This is a genomic window from Streptomyces sp. NPDC044704, from assembly GCF_056433525.1.
On sequence record NZ_JBWKGY010000006.1, the window covers coordinates 1 to 18,528 of the forward strand.

The following is an 18,528-nucleotide window of genomic DNA, read 5'->3' on the forward strand; positions in this document are numbered from 1 at the left end:
GGGGGGGGGGGGGGGGGGGGGGGGGGGGGGGGGGGGGGGGGGGGGGGGGGGGGGGGGGGGGGGGGGGGGGGGGGGGGGGGGGGGGGGGGGGGGGGCCGGGGCCGGGGGTGGGGTGTCGTCCGGGACGGGCATGATTTATGGCGCCTGGTCCGGGCCCCCTTTGCCGGTCGGCACAGGGCGCCAACAAATCACGTTTTAGTCCCGGACGACACCCCACCCCGTCCCCGGCCCCTACCGCTCGCCCCCGGACAAGTCCAGCCGCACCGGGCACGGTGGGCAGAGGGGCCGGGGGGCGGGTCAGGTGAGGGAGAGTTCGGCGCGGCGGACCGCTGGGGCGGAGGTGCCGATGGCCGCGCCGGCCATGCTCAGCGCGCCGCCGGCGAGGAACACCGGGGTGATCCCCCACAGGTCGGCCGCGACCCCGAAGACGGGGTACGCCAGCGGCGCCAGGCCCACGGCGGTGAAGGCCATGACCGAGCTGACCCGGCCCAGGTAGGAGGGGTCGGTCGCGGTCTGGATCAGGGCCACCGCCAGCCCCCCGCAGATCCCGCACACCAGCCCCGTGACCAGCGCGAGCGCCACCGCCGAGGCGAGGGTCGGGGCCAGTGCCAGGGCCCCGATCCCGGCCGAGCCGACGATCAGGGTGGCGTTCTGCCAGGCCCCCGCGTGCGGGAAGCGCGGTACCAGGGTGAGGAGCAGCGCACTGGCGGCCGCCCCCGCCCCGAGCGCGCCGACGATCCAGCCGACCCCGCCGGGCCCCCAGCCGCGTTCCCCGGCGAGCAGGATCAGCCCGAGGGTGAGCGGCGCCGAGGTGCCGAGCTGGCTCAGCGCGCCGGAGAGCACGAGGGGCCCGATCAGCCCGTGGCGGCGTATGTAGGCGAGCCCCGAGCGCAGCTGCCGCCAGGGGCTCTCCCCGGGCCCGGAACCCGAACGGGAGCCGGAGCCGGATCCCGGGTCGGCGGTCGGCGCCGGCAGTGGGGAGATCCGTACCGTGAGGAGGAGCAGCAGCGACAGCCCGAACAGGCCCGCCGCCACCCCGAACGCCGCCCCCGGACCGCCCAGCCCCATGGCGAGTCCCGCGGCCGGCGGCCCGGCGGTGTGCCCGACGCGCTCGGCGAGGCTGCGCAGCCCCTGGACGCGTACGAGCTGGCCGGGCGCGGCGATCCGCGGCGGCAGGGCCCCGACGGCCGGCAGGAACAGGGCGTCGACGAGCCCGAACACGAGGGCCACCAGGACCAGCACCCACAGGCCCGGGGAGGTGAGGCCGACGGCCGCCGCGAGGGCCAGGACCACCGCGCACCGCACGGCGTCGGAGGAGAGGACCACCAGGCGGGGTCCGAAGCGGTCGGCGACCACGCCGCCGCCCAGCATCAGCAGGGCCCGGGGCACGGCTCCGGCGGCCATGACCAGGCCGACCTCTCCGGGGCCGGCGGTCTGCGCGGCGGCCCACCCGAGGGCGAGGAAGTAGATGCCGTCCCCGATGAGGGAGGCGGCGTACGCCCCTAGCCACCGCAGGACGTTCCCGTCACGCAACACGGCTGCCGCGCCCACCGCACCCCCCTCGACTGGTCTGGACCAGACTAGGCGGGGCGGGCGGGACGCGGCAGGTGATTTACGGCGCGCGGGCCGGGCGGGGTCAGCGGACGGGGTGTCCGGCCTCGCGCAGCGCCGACTTGACCTCGGAGATCCGCAGGTCGCCGAAGTGGAACACCGAGGCGGCGAGCACCGCGTCGGCCCCGGCCCCGATGGCCGGCGGGAAGTGCGCGAGGGTGCCCGCGCCGCCGGAGGCGATCACGGGGACGCTGACGTGCTTGCGGACGGCGGCGATCATCTCGGTGTCGTAGCCGTCCTTGGTGCCGTCGGCGTCCATCGAGTTGAGGAGGATCTCCCCGGCGCCGAGTTCGGCGGCGCGGTGGGCCCATTCGACGGCGTCGATGCCGGTGCCCCGGCGGCCGCCGTGGGTGGTGACCTCGAAGGAGCCGGTGGCGGTGCGGCGGGCGTCGACGGACAGGACGAGCACCTGGCGGCCGAAGCGCTCGGCGATCTCCTGGATGAGCTCGGGGCGGGCGATGGCGGCGGTGTTGACGCCGACCTTGTCCGCTCCGGCGCGCAGCAGCTTGTCGACGTCGTCGGCGGTGCGGACGCCGCCGCCCACCGTCAGCGGGATGAAGACCTGTTCGGCGGTGCGGCGCACCACGTCGTAGGTGGTCTCGCGGTTGCCGGAGGAGGCGGTGATGTCGAGGAAGGTCAGCTCGTCGGCGCCTTCGGCGTCGTAGAGCTTGGCCATCTCGACGGGGTCGCCGGCGTCGCGCAGGTTCTGGAAGTTGACGCCCTTGACGACGCGGCCGTTGTCCACGTCGAGGCAGGGGATCACGCGTACGGCGAGGCTCATGCGGTCCCTCCCGCGGGGGTGCCGGGCGCCTTGTACGCCTCCACCTCCACCTCGACGACCATCGACGGGTCGACGAAGCCGGACACGATGAGCATCGTCGCGGCCGGGCGGACCGCGTCGAAGAGCTCCTTGTGGGCGCGGCCCACCTCCTCGACGTCGCGCGCGTGCGTCAGGTACATGCGGGTGCGGACGACGTCCTCGGGGCCGAGGCCGGCCTGGGCGAGCGCCTTGAAGGCGACGCCGAACGCGGCGACGCTCTGGTCGTACGGGCCGCCCGCGTCGGCGGCGGTGCAGCCGGAGACGAGGACGAGCCCGTTGGGGAGCTGCACCGCGCGGGAGTACGCGATGACGTCCTCGTAGGCGCCGCCGGAGGAGATGCGCCGTACGGCGGCCGAGGAGTCGGGGGAGCTGCTCATGCGGAGACCACCTTCAGGGCTTCTTCCAGGGTGAAGGCCTTGGCGTACAGGGCCTTGCCGACGATCGCGCCCTCGACGCCGAGCGGCACGAGCTCGGACAGCGCGCGCAGGTCGTCCAGGGAGGAGATGCCGCCGGAGGCCACGACGGGCCGGTCGGTGGCGGCGCAGACGTTCTTCAGCAGCTCCAGGTTGGGGCCGGTGAGGGTGCCGTCCTTGCCGATGTCGGTGACGACGTAGCGGGCGCAGCCTTCGGAGTCCAGGCGGGCGAGGGTCTCGTAGAGGTCGCCGCCCTCGCTGGTCCAGCCGCGGCCCTTGAGGGTGGTGCCGCGGACATCGAGGCCGACGGCGATGCGGTCGCCGTGCTCGGCGATGGCCCTGGCGGCCCACTCGGGGGTCTCCAGGGCGGCGGTGCCGAGGTTGACGCGGGTGCAGCCGGTGGCGAGGGCCGCGGCGAGCGAGGCGTCGTCGCGGATGCCGCCGGACAGCTCGACCTTGATGTCCATGGCGCCGGTGATCTCTGCGACCAGGGCGCGGTTGTCACCGGTGCCGAAGGCGGCGTCCAGGTCGACGAGGTGGAGCCACTCGGCGCCGGCGCGCTGCCAGGCGAGGGCCGCCTCCAGCGGGGACCCGTAGGAGGTCTCGCTGCCGGAGACGCCGTGCACGAGGCGTACGGCCTGGCCGTCGCGGACGTCGACCGCGGGGAGGAGTTCGAGGAGGGGTGCGGTCATCACAGGGTCTCGATCCAGTTGGTGAGGAGCTGGGCACCGGTGTCGCCGGACTTCTCGGGGTGGAACTGGGTGGCCCACAGTGCCCCGTTCTCCACGGCCGCGACGAAGGGCTCGCCGTGGGTGGCCCAGGTGACCTTGGGGGCGCGGATGGCCGGGTTGGTGACTTCCAGGCTCCAGTCGTGCGCCGCGTAGGAGTGCACGAAGTAGAAACGGGCGTCGGCGTCGAGGCCGGCGAAGGCCTGGCTGTCCGCCGGGGCCCGGACGGTGTTCCAGCCCATGTGCGGGACGACGGGGGCCTTGAGCGGGCCGACCGTGCCGGGCCACTCGTCGAGCCCCTCGGTCTCCACGCCGTGCTCGATGCCGCGTTCGAAGAGGATCTGCATGCCGACGCAGATGCCCATGACGGGCCGGCCGCCGGAGAGCCGGCGGCCGATGATCCAGTCGCCGCGGACGTCCTTGAGGCCCTGCATGCAGGCGGAGAAGGCGCCGACGCCGGGGACGAGGAGGCCGTCGGCGTCCATGGCCTTGTCGTAGTCGCGGGTGATCTCCACGTCCGCGCCGACGCGCGCGAGGGCGCGCTCGGCGGAGCGGACGTTGCCGAAGCCGTAGTCGAAGACGACGACCTTCTTGGTGGGACGGGTAGCGCTCATTCCCAGATTCCTCGGATCCGCAGGACTCCGGCGACGAGGCACATCACGGAGCCGATGGCGAGCAGGACGACGACCGACAGGGGCATCTTCTGCTTCTGGAAGGAGTAGACGCCGCCGGCCAGGAAGAGGCCGACGACGATCAGGATGGTGTTGAGGCCGTTCACGGCTAGAGGGCGCCCTTCGTGGAGGGCAGGATCCCGGCGGCGCGGGGGTCGAACTCGGCGGCGTAGCGCAGGGCCCGGGCGAGGGCCTTGAACTGGCACTCCACGATGTGGTGGGCGTTGCGGCCGTACGGGACGTGGATGTGCAGGGCGATCTGGGCCTGCGCGACGAAGGACTCGAAGATGTGCCGGGTCATCGTCGTGTCGTACGAGCCGATCATCGGCGCCATGTTCTCGGGCTCGGTGTGCACGAGGTACGGGCGGCCGGACAGGTCGACGGTCACCTGGGCGAGGGACTCGTCCAGGGGGACGGTGCAGTTGCCGAAGCGGTAGATGCCCACCTTGTCGCCGAGGGCCTGCTTGAAGGCGGCGCCGAGCGCGAGGGCGGTGTCCTCGATGGTGTGGTGGGTGTCGATGTGCAGGTCGCCGTCGGTCTTGACCGTGAGGTCGAAGAGGCCGTGGCGGCCGAGCTGGTCGAGCATGTGGTCGTAGAAGCCCACGCCGGTCGACACGTCGACCTTGCCCGTGCCGTCGAGGTTTATCTCGACGAGGACCGAGGTCTCCTTCGTGGTGCGTTCGACCCGTCCGATGCGGCTCATGCCTGCTGCTCCTTCTTCAGTGCGCGAACCGCTTCCAGGAACGCGTCGTTCTCGGCCGGGGTGCCGGCGGTGACCCGCAGCCAGCCCGGTACGCCGTTGTCCCGGACCAGGACGCCCCGGTCGAGGATCTTCTGCCAGGCGGTGTGGGAGTCGTCGAACCTGCCGAACTGGATGAAGTTCGCGTCGGACTCGGTGACCTCGAAGCCGATGGCCCGCAGTTCGGTGACGAGGCGGTCCCGTTCGGCCTTGAGCTGCTCGACGTAGCCGAGCAGGGTGTCGGTGTGTTCCAGGGCGGCCAGCGCGGTCGCCTGGGTGACGGCCGACAGGTGGTACGGCAGGCGCACCAGCTGGACGGCGTCGACGACGGCGGGGTGCGCGGCCAGGTAGCCCAGGCGCAGGCCCGCGGCGCCGAAGGCCTTGGACATGGTCCGGGAGACCACCAGGTTCGGGCGGCCCTCGATGAGGGGCAGCAGCGAGTCCCGGTGGCTGAACTCCACGTAGGCCTCGTCGACGACGACGAGGGAGGGCTTGGCGGCCTGGGCGGCCTCGTACAGCGCGAGGACCGTCTCCGCCCCGACCGCGGTGCCCGTGGGGTTGTTGGGCGAGGTGATGAAGACGACGTCGGGGGCGTGTTCGGCGATCGCCCGCTCCGCCGCTTCGAGGTCGATCGTGAAGTCCTCGCGGCGCGGGCCGGAGATCCAGCCGGTGCCGGTGCCGCGGGCGATCAGGGCGTGCATCGAGTACGAGGGCTCGAAGCCGATCGCGGTGCGGCCGGGCCCGCCGAAGGTCTGGAGCAGCTGCTGGAGGACCTCGTTGGAGCCGTTGGCGGCCCAGACGTTCTCCCGCGCCACCGGGTGCTTGCCGGTACGGGTGAGGTAGGCGGCCAGCTCGGTGCGCAGCTCGACGGCGTCCCGGTCCGGGTAGCGGTTGAGGGTGCGGGCGGCGTCGGCGACGCGTTCGGCGATCCGTGCGACGAGTTCCTCGGGGAGCTCGTACGGGTTCTCGTTGGTGTTCAGCTGGACGGGCACGTCGAGCTGGGGGGCGCCGTACGGGGTCTTGCCGCGGAGCTCGTCCCGGATGGGGAGGTCGTCGATCCCGATGTCCGCGGTCACTGCTGGGGGACCTTCCATCCGAAGCGCGCCTTCAGGGCGGCGCCGTGCGCGGGCAGGTCCTCGGCCTCGGCCAGCGTCACCACGTGGTGGGTGACCTCGGCGAGGGCGTCGCGCGTGTAGTCGACGATGTGGATGCCGCGCAGGAAGGACTGCACGGACAGGCCGGAGGAGTGGCAGGCGCAGCCGCCGGTGGGCAGCACGTGGTTGGAGCCCGCGCAGTAGTCGCCGAGGGAGACCGGGGCCCACGGGCCGACGAAGATCGCGCCGGCGTTGCGCACGCGGGCGGCCCAGGCGGCGGCGTCGGCGGTCTGGATCTCCAGGTGCTCGGCGCCGTACGCGTCGACGACCTTGAGGCCGTCCTCCAGGCTGTCGACGAGGACGATCGCGGACTGCTTGCCCGCGAGGGCGGGCTTGATCCGGTCCTCGACGTGCTTGGTGGCCGCGACCTGGGGTTCCAGCTCCTTCTCGACTGCGTCCGCGAGCTCCGCGGAGTCCGTGACGAGGACGGCGGCGGCCAGCGGGTCGTGTTCGGCCTGGCTGATCAGGTCGGCGGCGACGTGGACCGGGTCGGCCGTGGAGTCCGCGAGGACCGCGATCTCGGTGGGGCCGGCCTCGGTGTCGATGCCGATCCTTCCGGTGAAGTAGCGCTTGGCGGCGGCGACCCAGATGTTGCCGGGGCCGGTCACCATGTTCGCCGGCGGGCAGCCGTCCGGTCCGGTGGTTCCGTACGCGAACATCGCGACGGCCTGGGCGCCGCCGACCGCGTACACCTCGTCCACGCCGAGCAGCGCGCACGCCGCCAGGATGGTGGGGTGCGGCAGGCCGCCGAACTCCTTCTGCGGCGGGGAGGCCAGCGCGATCGACTCGACGCCCGCCTCCTGGGCCGGGACGACGTTCATGACGACCGACGACGGGTACACGGAGCGGCCGCCCGGGGCGTACAGGCCCACGCGCTCGACCGGAACCCACTTCTCGGTCACCGTGCCGCCGGGGACCACCTGGGTGGTGTGCTCGGTGCGGCGCTGGTTGCGGTGCACGATCCGGGCGCGCCGGATCGACTCCTCCAGGGCGGCGCGGACGGCCGGATCCAGCTGCTCCAGGGCGACCTTGACGGCCTCCGCGGGCACCCGGACCTGCGCGAGCTCGACCCCGTCGAACTTGTGCGCGTACTCGATCAACGCCGCCGTGCCACGATGATGGACGTCCTCGCAGATGGGCCGCACCTTCTCCAGGGCAGCTTCTACGTCGAACTCGGCACGGGGCAGCAGATCGCGCAGGGCGCCGCCCTCGGGGAGGGCGTCACCGCGCAGGTCGATACGAGAGATCACGTCCCAATTCTCTCAGACCGTCTCCCGCGACCGTTCGCCCGTATCACTGGCTGATACACACCCCGGATGTCACAGCCGCCCCTTAGCGTTCCCCTACACGTACGTGACAGCAGGGGGGCTGCCATGACCGAGGGGACGACGGGCGCGCCGCCGGGGGACCTGAGCGACGCCGAACGGCTGATGTGGGAGACCTTCCGGAGCGGGACGGTCTGTGACTTCCGCTCCGCGCCGGCGGATCACGACGAACCGTTCGACGGCCGGGAGTGGGGTCCCGAGCGGACCGTGCGGGCCGAGGTGGTGGCCCTGCTGCTGCTGGCCGGTCCGGTGCCGGTGCCGGGCCGGGTGGGCTGCCTGAAGCTGCGCGGGGCGCGGATCACCGGGCGGCTGGACCTGTCCGGCGGCACGGTGGCCCCGTACGTGGAGATCCGCTCGTGCCGCTTCGACGACGAGGTCCAGCTGTCCGAGACGCGCTGCGGCACGCTCCGGCTGCACAACTGCGCGATACCCCGGGTGGAGGCGGCCCGGCTGCACACCGAGGGCGACCTGCACCTGGTGTCGTCCCGGGTGGCGCGCGGGATCCGGCTCACCGACGCGCAGATCGGCACGGACCTGCTGATCAGCCGCGCGGTGCTGCGGGGCGACGCGCGCGGCCGGGCGGTCGCGGCCGACGGGATCTCGGTCGCGCAGGACTTCCACGCCGACATGCTGGAGACGTACGGGGAGGTCAGCCTGCGCGGGGCGAAGGTCGGGGCCTCGATGAGCCTGCGCGGGGCCCGGCTGTCCCACCCGGGCGGCGGGCGCGCCCTGAACGCCCCCACGCTGACCGTCGAGCGGACCTTGTACCTGACGTCGATCGCCCTCGCCCCGGGCGGCGCCGATCCGGCCCCCCTGACGGGCGACTGGAGCCGGACGCCCGCGCGGGGCGGGCCCGGGCGGGCCTTTGAGTGCCGGGGCGGTCTGCGGCTGGACGACGGCCGCTTCGGCGACTCGGTCGACTTCTACGGGGCCCTCTTCGACCTCGGCCCGGACCAGGAGGTCTCGCTGCGCCGGATCCAGACCCCGGAGTTCCGGTTCGTCGGTGAGGCTCCCGAGCGGGGCAGGGTGGTGGTGTCCGGAGCGAAGGTGGTCAAACTGGTCGACCGGCACACGAGCTGGCCGGGTCCGGGCCGGCTGTCGATGGAGGGGTTCGTCTACGAGGCCCTGGCTCCCCGCGGCGACTTCACACTGGCCCGCCGCCTCGCCTGGGTCGAGGCGGCCACCCCCGAGTACTCCCCCGAGCCGTACGAGCGGCTGGCGGCCGTGCTGCGGGACGGCGGTGAGGACGCGGAGGCCCGCGAGGTGCTGGTGGCCAAGCAGCGCCGGCGCCGGACCACCCTGCCCCCGGCCGCCCGGGCCTGGGGGCACCTCCAGGACTGGACGGTGGTCTACGGCTACCGGCCGGGCCGGGCCGCGCTGTGGATGGCGGTGCTGTGGGCGGCGGGCACCCTGATGTTCCTCGGCCACGCCCCGGAGCCGGTCAAGGCGGACGAGCACCCGCACTGGAACGCGGCCCTGTACGCCCTGGATCTGCTGCTGCCCGTGGTCGATCTCGGCCAGGAGGGCCACTGGAAGACGGCCGGCGGCTGGCAGTGGGGCGCGGCGGCCCTGGTGGTCCTGGGCTGGATCCTGGCCACGACGGTGGCGGCGGGCGCGTCGCGGCTGCTGAGGCGGGGGTGACGGCTCCGGCCGTCCGGCCACTACCCTGTGCCTCGTGACCACCGTTCGCCTGCCCCTCTTCCCGCTGAACTCGGTGCTGTTCCCGGGCCTCGTGCTGCCGCTGAACATCTTCGAGGAGCGCTATCGCGCCATGATGCGCGAGCTGCTGAAGACGGGCGAGGAAGAGCCGCGGCGCTTCGCGGTCGTCGCGATCCGCGACGGCCGGGAGGTCGCCCCGACCGCGCCCGGCCTGCCCGACCAGACGGCCCTGCCCGAGCGGGGCCCGGCGGCGGGCTTCGGCGCGGACCCGATCCAGGCCTTCCACCGGGTCGGCTGCGTCGCCGACGCGGCGACGATCCGGGAGCGCGAGGACGGCAGCTTCGAGGTCCTCGCCACCGGCACCACCCGGGTCCGGCTGCTGTCGGTCGACGCCTCGGGGCCCTTCCTCGTCGCGGAGCTGGAGGAGCTCGCCGAGGACGCGGGCGACGGCGCGGGCGCGCTGTCCGAGGGGGTGCTGCGGGCGTTCCGCAGCTACCAGAAGCGGCTGGCGGGCGCCCGGGAGCGGTCCCTGACCTCAGCGCCCGAGCTGCCGGACGAACCGTCGGTGGTGTCGTACCTGGTGGCGGCCGCGGCCGTGCTGGACATCCCCGCGAAGCAGCGCCTGCTCCAGGCCCCGGACACCGCGACGCGGCTGGCGGAGGAGCTGAAGCTGCTCCGCGCGGAGACGGCCGTGATCCGCCACCTGCCGTCGCTCCCGGCGGTGGAGCTGACCCGTTCCCCGACGAACCCGAACTGACGACTGCGAACCGACGACGACCGCGAACCGACGGTGAAGGCGAACTGATGGCGAAGAAGAAGCCGGCGGGCCCGGCCGGCACCCCGGCGATCGTCGCGCTCACCGCGGCCGGGGTGGAGTTCACCACCCACGCCTACGAGCACGACCCGGCCCACTCCTCCTACGGCGAGGAGGCCGCCCAGGCCCTGGGCGTGGGCCCGGACCGCGTCTTCAAGACCCTCGTCGCGGACGTGGACGGGACCCTCACGGTGGCCGTGGTGCCCGTCTCGGGGTCGCTGGACCTGAAGGCCCTGGCCGCGGCCGCGGGCGGCAAGCGCGCCGCGATGGCCGACCCGGCGCTGGCGGAACGCACCACGGGCTACGTCCGGGGCGGGATCTCCCCGCTGGGGCAGCGCAAGCGGCTGCGTACGGTCGTGGACGCCTCGGCCACCGCGCACCCGACCATCTGCGTCTCGGCGGGCCGCCGGGGCCTGGAGGTCGAGCTGGCCCCGGCGGACCTGGCGGCCCTCACGGGCGCGGTGGTGGCCGCGATCGCCCGGCCCTAGGGCGCGGGCACGGCCCGGAGCGGCGCGTCAGTCGCGCGGGTCGTCCTTCGGCGGGTCGGCGTGGACGTGCGGCGGCGGGTACGTCCCGTACCACTCGGCGGACGGGGAGGTTTCGCGGGGGGACCACAGCGCGGTCAGGCCCAGGTGCAGGGCGACGGCCGTCATCGGCCACACCAGCAGGACCCCGTGGGCCAGCAGCTGGAGCGGCGCGTCGAACGGGACGCCCTTGCCCGCCTCGGCGGCGGCCGCCGGCAGGTTCCCGCCCGGCCCGAGCAGCAGACCGAGCCGCCAGCCGGCGAGGGAGGCGAAGCAGGCTCCGACGGTCAGCCCGATCACCAGGGGCACTCCGCCGCGCCGGCGCCACAGGAAGACGGCCACCGCGCTGAGCACGCCGAAGCCGAGGGCCAGCAGGAAGAAGGTGCCGTCGGCGCCGATCCGCGCCTCGCTCTCGGTGTCGCGCAGGAAGACGGCCTCCCCGTTGGAGACGTACTGCACCCGGGGGGCGAGCCACGCCCACAGCAGCCCGAGGACCACACCGGCCACGCCGACCACGAGGGTGACGGCGGCCCCGTCACGGACGTCCGCGGGGGTGATGCCCGCGGACGCCGCGCCCGGCTTCGAGGGCGCCGCGGCGTCCAGCGGCTCCGGCAGGTCCGTACGGTCCTGCCGGTCATGCGGCCCGGGCTGGTCCGCCCGCTCCGCCGCGGGCGGGTGCGTCGGCGGGTCGTACGGGGACGGCGGCGGGGTCACGGCTTCGGTCACCCCCACATCGTGCCAGGTACGCCCGGCACCGGCTTCAGCGGACCGCCGCCCGGCGGTACGCCCACGTCGCCAGGGCCAGGGACAGTACTCCGACGGCGCCGCACACCCCGAGGTCGAGGACGACGGCCGCCCAGTCGGGGTGCGGGGCGAAGGTCTCCGCGAAGGCCTCGACCCCGTACGTGGACGGCAGCAGGTCCCGCGCCCACACGATCACGTCCGGCATCCGCTCGGGCGGCAGCACCCCCAGCAGCAGCGCGGCCGACATGCCCAGCTGCCCGGCCAGGGTGGCCAGCTCCTGGCGCGGCGCGAGCAGCCCCAGTGCCGCCCCCAGCCCGGCGAGGGCGGCCCCGGCCAGCGGCACCACCGCCGCGAGGATCCACAGGCCGCCCATCGGCAGCCCGAACAGCAGGCTCCCGAAGACGGCCGTGACCAGGGTCCCCGGCAGGGTGAAGGAGGCGTACGCGCCGGCGGCGCCGAGCACCACGGAGGCGGGCGGCACGGGCAGGGTGGCGTAGTGGTCGAGGCCGCCGCCGGCCCGCAGCTGCCCGAAGTACTGCGCGAGCAGGTTCAGGGCGACGAAGGCGACGACGAGCACCGAGGATCCGGCGACGACGGCCCGCGCCTCGGAGCCCCCGTCCACCACGCCCCGCATCAGGATCATGATGCCGACGGACTGGAAGGTGGCCACGAACAGCAGCGGGATCCGCGCGACCCGCGCCCGGGACAGCTGGGCCCGGTAGACGGCGGCGAGCGCGGGGAAGAACCGGGCGCGGGGTGCGAGGACCCCGGGAACGACAGCGGTGGTCACGACTTGACCAGACCCTTCATCCGTCCACCCAGCGCGAGGTAGACGTCCTCCAGGCTCGGCGTGGCCAACGTGAAATCGTCGAGGGCGGCGAAGGCCGGGCCGCCGGTCACGGCGGCCACCGCGGCGCGCGCCTCGTCCTGCGGCAGCCGCAGCACCCAGCGGCGGCCCGATTCGGCGGCCGTCGGGGCGAGCGCCGCGACTTCGGGGACGTCCAGCGGCGGGGCGGTGCGCCACACCAGTTCGAGGCGGACCTCGTCGGAGACCATGGCCTTGAGTCCGGCCGGCGTGTCGCAGGCGATGACCTTGCCCTGGTCGATGACGGCGACCCGGTCGAGGACCGTCTCGGCCTCGATGACGTTGTGGGTGACGAGCAGGACGGTGGCGCCGTGGCGGGCGCGGCGCCGGTCCACGGCCGCCCACACGGCCCGCCGGGCCACGGGGTCCATGCCGGTCGTGGGTTCGTCGAGGACCAGCAGCGGCCGCTCCCCGACCAGGGCCGTGGCGAAGCAGGCGAGGCGCCGCTGGCCGCCGGAGAGCTTCTTCAGGGCCCGCCCGGCGATCTCGGTCAGCCCGAGTTCCTCCAGTACCTCGTCCCGTGCGGCCCGCGCGTCCCGCAGTCCGAGCCCGCGGAGGCGGCCGGTGGTCTCGGCCGCGAGGGAGACGGTGAGCTCGTCGAGGGCGGTGGACTCCTGCCCCAGGTAGGCGAGCAGCCGGGCGGCCCGCTCGGGGTGGCGCACGAGGTCGTGGCCGAGCAGGGTCACGGAGCCGGTGTCGGGCCTGAGCAGGCCGGTGAGCTGGCGGACCAGGGTGGACTTGCCGGCGCCGTTGGGGCCGAGCAGGCCGAACACCTCGCCGCGGCGGACCTCCAGGGAGATCCCGTCGGTGGCACGGGTCTCGGGCAGCGCGGGGGCCCCTCGCCGGCCCCGGACCGCGGGGTAGGTCTTGACCAGGTCACGCACCGCGCAGACCACGTCGGAGGCCGCTCCCGCGGCTGCCGCCTCGGTGTGCCCTGCCTGTGCTGTGCCCGTACTCACGAGGGAGCAGCCTACGCGGCTTTCGCCCCTACCCGGCCGCCGGGGTCGCCGGGCCCGGGGGCGGCGGGGCGCTCCCGGCGCCCGGGACGCCGCTCACGTGCTCGGCGGCCGCGCGGACGTCGATCTCCCGCCAGAAGCCGGCCCGGATGGCGTACCGGTCGTGCTCGTCGATCTGGTCGTCCTTGTGCGCGAGCAGTCCGAAGCGGGCGGCGTAGCGCAGCAGCTCCCCGTCGATGCGGTGCGGGACGCGCGGGTACATGGTGGCGAGCTTCTGGAGGTGGACGGTCTCGGGGAGGCGTTCCATCCAGCGGCGGGCGAAGACCTGGCCCACCTCGAAGGGGTCTCCGCCGACGGTGGTGATGTCCTCCTCGCGGTCGGCCCAGCGCTGTTCGGCGCTGGTGAGCTGGGCGAGGGTGGGCAGCGAGGCGGTCTCGGCGGGCTCGCCGAGGGGGCCGGCGCGGTCGATCCAGCCCTTGTCGGAGGACCAGCGCAGGGCGCTGGAGGGGGCGGGCGCGTTGTGCGCGGGGGTTCCCGCGGCCGGCTGGGCCGGGCCGGGGGCGCGCAGCGAGGCGAGGTCCTTGGGGGTGGGTACGGGTTTGGCGCCTTCGGCGGCGGGGGCGGGTACGGGCGTCCCGTTGGCGGCGGTCCCGGTGGCGGGCGGAGCTCCGTTGCGTGCGGCCTCGGCGAGGGCGGCCTCGGGCAGGGGCGCGGAGAGGATCGCGGCGATCTCGGGGCGCGGTGCGGGGGCCGGGGCGCACAGGCCGGTGAGGTCGCGGGCACGGACGGCGCGGGTGATCCAGGCGCGGTCGAGGACGCGGCGTTCGTCGGCCTCGGCGACGAGGTCCTCGGACTGGTTGTAGTCCCCGTCGGCGGCCTGGACGGCCCACAGGTGGACGGCGACGCCGTGTTCCTTGGCGGACATCAGGCCGGGCAGGAGGTCGCCGTCGCCGGTCACCAGGACGACGTCGGAGCAGGCCCGGTTGCGGGCCAGTTCGGTGAGCTCGGCGTGCATGGCGGCGTCGACGCCCTTCTGCGCCCAGCGGCCGTCGCTGCGGGTCAGGGCGCCGAGGCGGACGGTGACGCGGGGCATGACGCGCAGCCGGCGGTGTTCGGGCTGCGGCACCCGGTCGGGTGCGCCGTCGAACCAGTAGATCCGCAGCAGCGGCTGTTCGGTGTCGGCCTCGGCCCGCTCGCGCAGGCCCTGGATGAGGGCGGCGTGGTCGACGGTGATGCGGGAGCGGGAGGGTTCCCCCGCGAGGAGGCTCGCGGCGGCGCCGAGCAGGTACCCGGCGTCCACCAGGACGACGCAGCGGTCCACGCGTTCCACCCTCTTCCCTGGGGGTCCTCGATTGGGTTTCCCCGAGTCTGCCCGACCGCAAGGGCGTTGAAGGCCGGAACTCGATCATCGGCGTGGCGGATCTCCCGGGGCGGCCGGGAGATCCGCCACTACGCGCAGTAATGATCCAAAATGCGCGGGTTGTGGTGCTGTGTGAGTGTGAAGGCGGCCCTGGCCCCTACACCCCCACGGAGGCATCCCATGGCCAAGAACAAGAACCAGAAGCAGCCCGCGAAGTCGCAGGAGCGCACGGCGGCGCAGGATCCGGGCAAGAGCTCGGCGCAGCCGCAGGGCGAGTCGGTCTCGCCGTCCCCGAGCCCGCTGGACATGGCGCGCAAGGGCAAGCAGAAGAAGTTCGGCCACAACTGACGCCTCCGCGTGCGGTGTGGGAAGGGGCTCGACCGGCGGTGCCGGCCGAGCCCCTTCCTTTGCGCGCTGACGCCCGTACGGCGAGGTGACGCCCGTACGGCGCGCTGACGTCCGTTAGCCGGCCAGGCAGGACGGGCCGAGCAGCACCTTGAGGTCGCCGAAGAGCGCCGGGTCGGGCTGGACGCGGTGCTTGTCGAGGCGGAGCACGGTGGTGGTCCGCGGCCCCTGGAGCTTGATCCGGACCTCGGTGTTGCCCCGGTGGTGGCGCAGGATCTCCCCGAGGCGGGTGACCATCGGCGGGGTGACCTTGACGGTGGGGATGGTGAGGACGACGGGGGCGTTGGTGCCGGCCGAGGTCAGGTCGGGGACCATCAGCTCCATGGCGACCAGCCGGGGGACGTCCTCGCGCTTGTCCAGGCGGCCCTTGACGAAGACGACGGTGTCCTCGACCAGCTGGGTGGAGACGAGCTGGTAGGTCGCGGGGAAGAACATGCATTCGATGGAGCCGGCGAGGTCCTCGACGGTGGCGATGGCCCAGGCGTTGCCCTGCTTGGTCATCTTGCGCTGGAGGCCGGAGATGATGCCGCCGATGGTGACGACCGCGCCGTCGGAGTGCTCTCCGCCGGTCAGCTGGGAGATGCCGGCGTCGGTCTTGTCGGAGAGGACGTGCTCCAGGCCGAAGAGCGGGTGGTCGGAGACGTAGAGGCCGAGCATCTCGCGCTCCTGGGCGAGCAGGTAGGACTTCTCCCACTCGACGTCGGAGAACTCGACGTCCAGGCCGAAGCCGGGTTCGTCGCCGCCGCTCTCGTCACCCATTCCGCCGAAGAGGTCGAACTGTCCCTCGGCCTCCTTGCGCTTGACCGCGACCACGTTGTCGATCATCGGTTCGTGGTGGGCGACGAGTCCCTTTCGGGTGTGGCCCATCTCGTCGTACGCGCCGGCCTTGATCAGCGATTCGACGGTCCGCTTGTTGCAGACGACGGCCTCGACCTTGTCCAGGAAGTCGGGGAAGGAGGAGAACTTCCCCTTGGCCTTCCTCGTCTTGATGATCGACTCGACGACGTTCTGGCCGACGTTGCGCACGGCGGTGAGCCCGAAGAGGATCACGTCGTCGCCCTGGGCGGCGAAGTTCGGCTCGGACTCGTTCACGTTCGGCGGGAGCACCTTGATGCCCATGCGGCGGCACTCGTTCAGGTAGATCGCGGACTTGTCCTTGTCGTCCTTGACCGAGGTGAGCAGGCCCGCCATGTACTCGGCCGGGAAGTTCGCCTTCAGGTAGGCGGTCCAGTAGGAGACCAGGCCGTAAGCGGCCGAGTGGGCCTTGTTGAAGGCGTAGCCGGCGAAGGGGACCAGGACGTCCCACAGCGCCTTGATCGCCTGGTCGCTGAAGCCCTTCTTCTTGGCCCCCTCCTCGAAGATGACGAAGTTCTTCGCCAGCTCCTCGGGCTTCTTCTTGCCCATCACGCGGCGCAGGATGTCGGCCTCGCCGAGCGAGTACCCGGCGATGATCTGGGCGGCCTTCTGGACCTGCTCCTGGTAGACGATCAGGCCGTAGGTGACCGCGAGGACCTCTTCGAGGGGGCCCTCCAGCTCCGGGTGGATCGGGGTGATCTCCTGCTGCTTGTTCTTGCGCAGGGCGTAGTTCGTGTGCGAGTTCATGCCCATCGGGCCCGGCCGGTACAGGGCCGAGACGGCGGAGATGTCCTCGAAGTTGTCGGGCTTCATCAGGCGCAGCAGGGAGCGCATGGGGCCGCCGTCGAACTGGAAGACGCCGAGGGTGTCACCGCGGCCGAGCAGTTCGAAGGTCTTGGGGTCGTCGAGCGGGAGGGCCAGGAGATCGATGTCGATCCCCTTGTTGGCCTTCACCATCTTGACGGCGTCGTCCATGATCGTGAGGTTGCGCAGGCCGAGGAAGTCCATCTTCAGCAGGCCGAGCGACTCGCAGCTCGGGTAGTCCCACTGGGTGATGGTGACGCCGTCGGAGTGCCGGACCCAGACGGGCACGTGGTCGGTGATCGTCTCGCTGGACATGATCACGCCGGCGGCGTGCACGCCCATCTGGCGGACCAGGCCCTCGACGCCGCGGGCGGTGTCGATGACCTTCTTCACGTCGGGTTCGTTCTCGTACATCCCGCGGATCTCGCCGGCCTCGCCGTAGCGGGGGTGCGTGGGGTCGAGGATGCCGGAGAGCGGGATGCCCTTGCCGAGGACGTCGGCGGGCATGGCCTTGGTGAGCCGGTCGCCCATGGCGTACGGGTAGCCGAGGACGCGCGCGGAGTCCTTGATCGCGTTCTTGGCCTTGATGGTGCCGTAGGTGCCGATCATGGCGACCTTGTCGGCGCCGTACTTCTCGGTGACGTACCGGATCACCTCGACGCGCCGACGCTCGTCGAAGTCGATGTCGACGTCGGGCATGGAGACGCGCTCGGGGTTCAGGAAGCGCTCGAAGATCAGGCCGTGGGTGAGCGGGTCGAGGTCGGTGATGCCCATGGCGTACGCGACGATCGAGCCGGCCGCGGAGCCTCGGCCCGGGCCGACCGCGATGCCCTGGTTCTTGGCCCACATGATGAAGTCGGCGACCACGAGGAAGTAGCCGGGGAAGCCCATCGAGATGATCGTGTCCATCTCGTACTCGGCCTGCTTCATCCGGTCGTCCGGGATGCCCGCCGGGTAGCGGCGGTGCATGCCCCGCATGGTCTCCTCGCGGAACCAGGTGACCTCGGTGTAGCCGTCCGGGATGTCGAACTTCGGCATCAGGTTCCGGAACTGGAACATGCCCTCGGTGTCGATCTGGTCCGCGACGAGCTTCGTGTTGGCGCAGCCCTCCTGCCAGGCGTCCGAGGAGTCGATGGCGTACATCTCGTCCGTGGACTTCAGGTAGTAGCCGGTGCCGTCGAAGCGGAAGCGGTCCGGGTCCGAGAGGTTCTTGCCGGTCTGGATGCACAGCAGGGCGTCGTGGGCGGTGGCCTCGCTCGCGTACGTGTAGTGCGAGTCGTTCGTCACCAGCGGCGGGATGCCGAGCTTCTTGCCGATCTCCAGCAGCCCGTCGCGGACCCGGCGCTCGATCTCGATGCCGTGGTCCATCAGCTCCAGGAAGTAGCGGTCCTTGCCGAAGATGTCCTGGTACTCGGAGGCCGACTTCAGGGCCTCGTCGAACTGGCCGAGGCGAAGGCGCGTCTGGAGCTCGCCGGAGGGGCAGCCGGTGGAGGCGATCAGGCCCTCCGACCACTTGCTGATGGTCTCCTTGTCCATGCGCGGCCACTTCGTGAGCCAGCCCTCGGCGTACGCGTCGGAGGACAGCCGGAAGAGGTTGTTCAGCCCGGTGGCGTTCGCCGCCCAGATCGTCTTGTGGGTGTAGCCGCCGGAACCGGAGACGTCGTCGCGCTTCTGGTGGGGCTGGCCCCACTGGATGCGCCGCTTGTTGCGCCGGGACTCGGGGGCCACGTAGGCCTCGATGCCGATGATCGGCGTGACCCCGGCCTTCTTGGCGGTGTGGAAGAAGTCGTAGGCCCCGTGCAGGTTGCCGTGGTCGGACATGGCGATGTGCGTCATGCCCATCTCGTTGCACGCGTTGAACATGTCCTTCAGCCGCGCGGCACCGTCCAGCAGCGAGTACTGGGTGTGGACGTGCAGGTGCGTGAACGGCGGCTTGGTCACGGTGGGAGTCCTCCGGGGGGAGAGAGGGGCGGCAGCTCTGAATCCTACGTCTCCCGGCTGACACATCCGGGGCACCGACGGGTACCTTCATCCGTTGCAGAGCCAAGGACACCTGTCCGGAATGCGATCGACCAGCGATC

18 protein-coding genes are annotated in these 18,528 nt (G+C 72.7%); 4 read left to right on the top strand and 14 right to left on the bottom strand.

Annotated features, from left to right (window positions below):
- Positions 1-297 precede the first annotated feature (297 nt).
- The 9 genes from AC07B0_RS16785 to hisD form a co-directional block, all read right to left on the bottom strand.
- Positions 298-1,551, bottom strand: a complete 1,254-nt coding sequence (locus AC07B0_RS16785; protein WP_478898511.1) for an MFS transporter — start codon at positions 1,549-1,551, stop codon at positions 298-300.
- An 85-nt stretch (positions 1,552-1,636) separates the two neighbouring features.
- Positions 1,637-2,392, bottom strand: a complete 756-nt coding sequence (hisF, locus tag AC07B0_RS16790) for an imidazole glycerol phosphate synthase subunit HisF (protein ID WP_356882634.1) — start codon at positions 2,390-2,392, stop codon at positions 1,637-1,639.
- Positions 2,389-2,808 carry a RidA family protein gene (locus AC07B0_RS16795; protein ID WP_467291152.1) on the bottom strand — a complete coding sequence of 140 codons (420 nt, stop codon included), beginning with the start codon at positions 2,806-2,808 and terminating at the stop codon, positions 2,389-2,391. The genes hisF and AC07B0_RS16795 overlap by 4 nt, the downstream gene beginning before the upstream one ends.
- Positions 2,805-3,536, bottom strand: coding sequence for a bifunctional 1-(5-phosphoribosyl)-5-((5-phosphoribosylamino)methylideneamino)imidazole-4-carboxamide isomerase/phosphoribosylanthranilate isomerase PriA (gene priA / locus AC07B0_RS16800; protein ID WP_356882630.1), 732 nt, complete (start codon positions 3,534-3,536; stop codon positions 2,805-2,807). Before priA ends, AC07B0_RS16795 begins: the two co-directional genes overlap by 4 nt.
- Positions 3,536-4,186 carry an imidazole glycerol phosphate synthase subunit HisH gene (gene hisH, locus AC07B0_RS16805; RefSeq protein ID WP_356882628.1) on the bottom strand — a complete coding sequence of 217 codons (651 nt, stop codon included), beginning with the start codon at positions 4,184-4,186 and terminating at the stop codon, positions 3,536-3,538. The genes priA and hisH overlap by 1 nt, the downstream gene beginning before the upstream one ends.
- Positions 4,183-4,350, bottom strand: coding sequence for a hypothetical protein (locus AC07B0_RS16810; protein WP_356882626.1), 168 nt, complete (start codon positions 4,348-4,350; stop codon positions 4,183-4,185). The genes hisH and AC07B0_RS16810 overlap by 4 nt, the downstream gene beginning before the upstream one ends.
- A gap of 2 nt (positions 4,351-4,352) precedes the next feature.
- Positions 4,353-4,946, bottom strand: coding sequence for an imidazoleglycerol-phosphate dehydratase HisB (gene hisB / locus AC07B0_RS16815; RefSeq protein ID WP_356882624.1), 594 nt, complete (start codon positions 4,944-4,946; stop codon positions 4,353-4,355).
- Positions 4,943-6,058, bottom strand: coding sequence for a histidinol-phosphate transaminase (locus AC07B0_RS16820; RefSeq protein WP_478898512.1), 1,116 nt, complete (start codon positions 6,056-6,058; stop codon positions 4,943-4,945). Before AC07B0_RS16820 ends, hisB begins: the two co-directional genes overlap by 4 nt.
- Positions 6,055-7,386, bottom strand: a complete 1,332-nt coding sequence (gene hisD / locus AC07B0_RS16825; RefSeq protein WP_478898513.1) for a histidinol dehydrogenase — start codon at positions 7,384-7,386, stop codon at positions 6,055-6,057. Before hisD ends, AC07B0_RS16820 begins: the two co-directional genes overlap by 4 nt.
- Positions 7,387-7,509: 123 nt before the next feature.
- Between hisD and AC07B0_RS16830 the strand changes: the two genes are divergently transcribed.
- The 3 genes from AC07B0_RS16830 to ybaK are packed head-to-tail and all read left to right on the top strand — an operon-like array spanning position 7,510 to position 10,422.
- Positions 7,510-9,102 carry an oxidoreductase gene (locus AC07B0_RS16830; protein ID WP_478898514.1) on the top strand — a complete coding sequence of 531 codons (1,593 nt, stop codon included), beginning with the start codon at positions 7,510-7,512 and terminating at the stop codon, positions 9,100-9,102.
- A gap of 34 nt (positions 9,103-9,136) precedes the next feature.
- A complete protein-coding gene (locus tag AC07B0_RS16835; RefSeq protein ID WP_356882616.1) occupies positions 9,137-9,877 on the top strand; it encodes an LON peptidase substrate-binding domain-containing protein in 741 nt (246 codons plus the stop codon).
- A gap of 47 nt (positions 9,878-9,924) precedes the next feature.
- A complete protein-coding gene (ybaK, locus tag AC07B0_RS16840; protein ID WP_478898515.1) occupies positions 9,925-10,422 on the top strand; it encodes a Cys-tRNA(Pro) deacylase in 498 nt (165 codons plus the stop codon).
- A 27-nt stretch (positions 10,423-10,449) separates the two neighbouring features.
- Here the strand turns inward: ybaK and AC07B0_RS16845 are convergent, their stop codons facing one another.
- Genes AC07B0_RS16845 through AC07B0_RS16860 form a run of 4 tightly spaced genes read right to left on the bottom strand, consistent with a single transcriptional unit; the run spans position 10,450 to position 14,353 of the window.
- Positions 10,450-11,184 carry a hypothetical protein gene (locus tag AC07B0_RS16845; protein WP_467291142.1) on the bottom strand — a complete coding sequence of 245 codons (735 nt, stop codon included), beginning with the start codon at positions 11,182-11,184 and terminating at the stop codon, positions 10,450-10,452.
- 34 nt (positions 11,185-11,218) lie between these two features.
- Complete coding sequence (locus tag AC07B0_RS16850; RefSeq protein ID WP_356882610.1) at positions 11,219-11,992, bottom strand: ABC transporter permease; 774 nt, start codon at positions 11,990-11,992, stop codon at positions 11,219-11,221.
- Positions 11,989-13,026: an ABC transporter ATP-binding protein gene (locus AC07B0_RS16855; protein ID WP_469380053.1), complete on the bottom strand. Its 1,038-nt coding sequence runs from the start codon at positions 13,024-13,026 to the stop codon at positions 11,989-11,991. The genes AC07B0_RS16850 and AC07B0_RS16855 overlap by 4 nt, the downstream gene beginning before the upstream one ends.
- A 28-nt stretch (positions 13,027-13,054) precedes the next feature.
- Positions 13,055-14,353, bottom strand: coding sequence for an NYN domain-containing protein (locus tag AC07B0_RS16860; protein WP_478865539.1), 1,299 nt, complete (start codon positions 14,351-14,353; stop codon positions 13,055-13,057).
- 210 nt (positions 14,354-14,563) lie between these two features.
- On the opposite strand from AC07B0_RS16860, the gene AC07B0_RS16865 reads away from it, so the two are divergent.
- Positions 14,564-14,731 carry a hypothetical protein gene (locus tag AC07B0_RS16865; protein WP_356882606.1) on the top strand — a complete coding sequence of 56 codons (168 nt, stop codon included), beginning with the start codon at positions 14,564-14,566 and terminating at the stop codon, positions 14,729-14,731.
- Between the two features lie 114 nt (positions 14,732-14,845).
- Here the strand turns inward: AC07B0_RS16865 and dnaE are convergent, their stop codons facing one another.
- The gene (gene dnaE, locus AC07B0_RS16870; protein WP_356882604.1) at positions 14,846-18,388 is read right to left on the bottom strand and encodes a DNA polymerase III subunit alpha; all 3,543 of its coding nucleotides are present in this window, start codon (positions 18,386-18,388) and stop codon (positions 14,846-14,848) included.
- Positions 18,389-18,528: the final 140 nt, after the last annotated feature.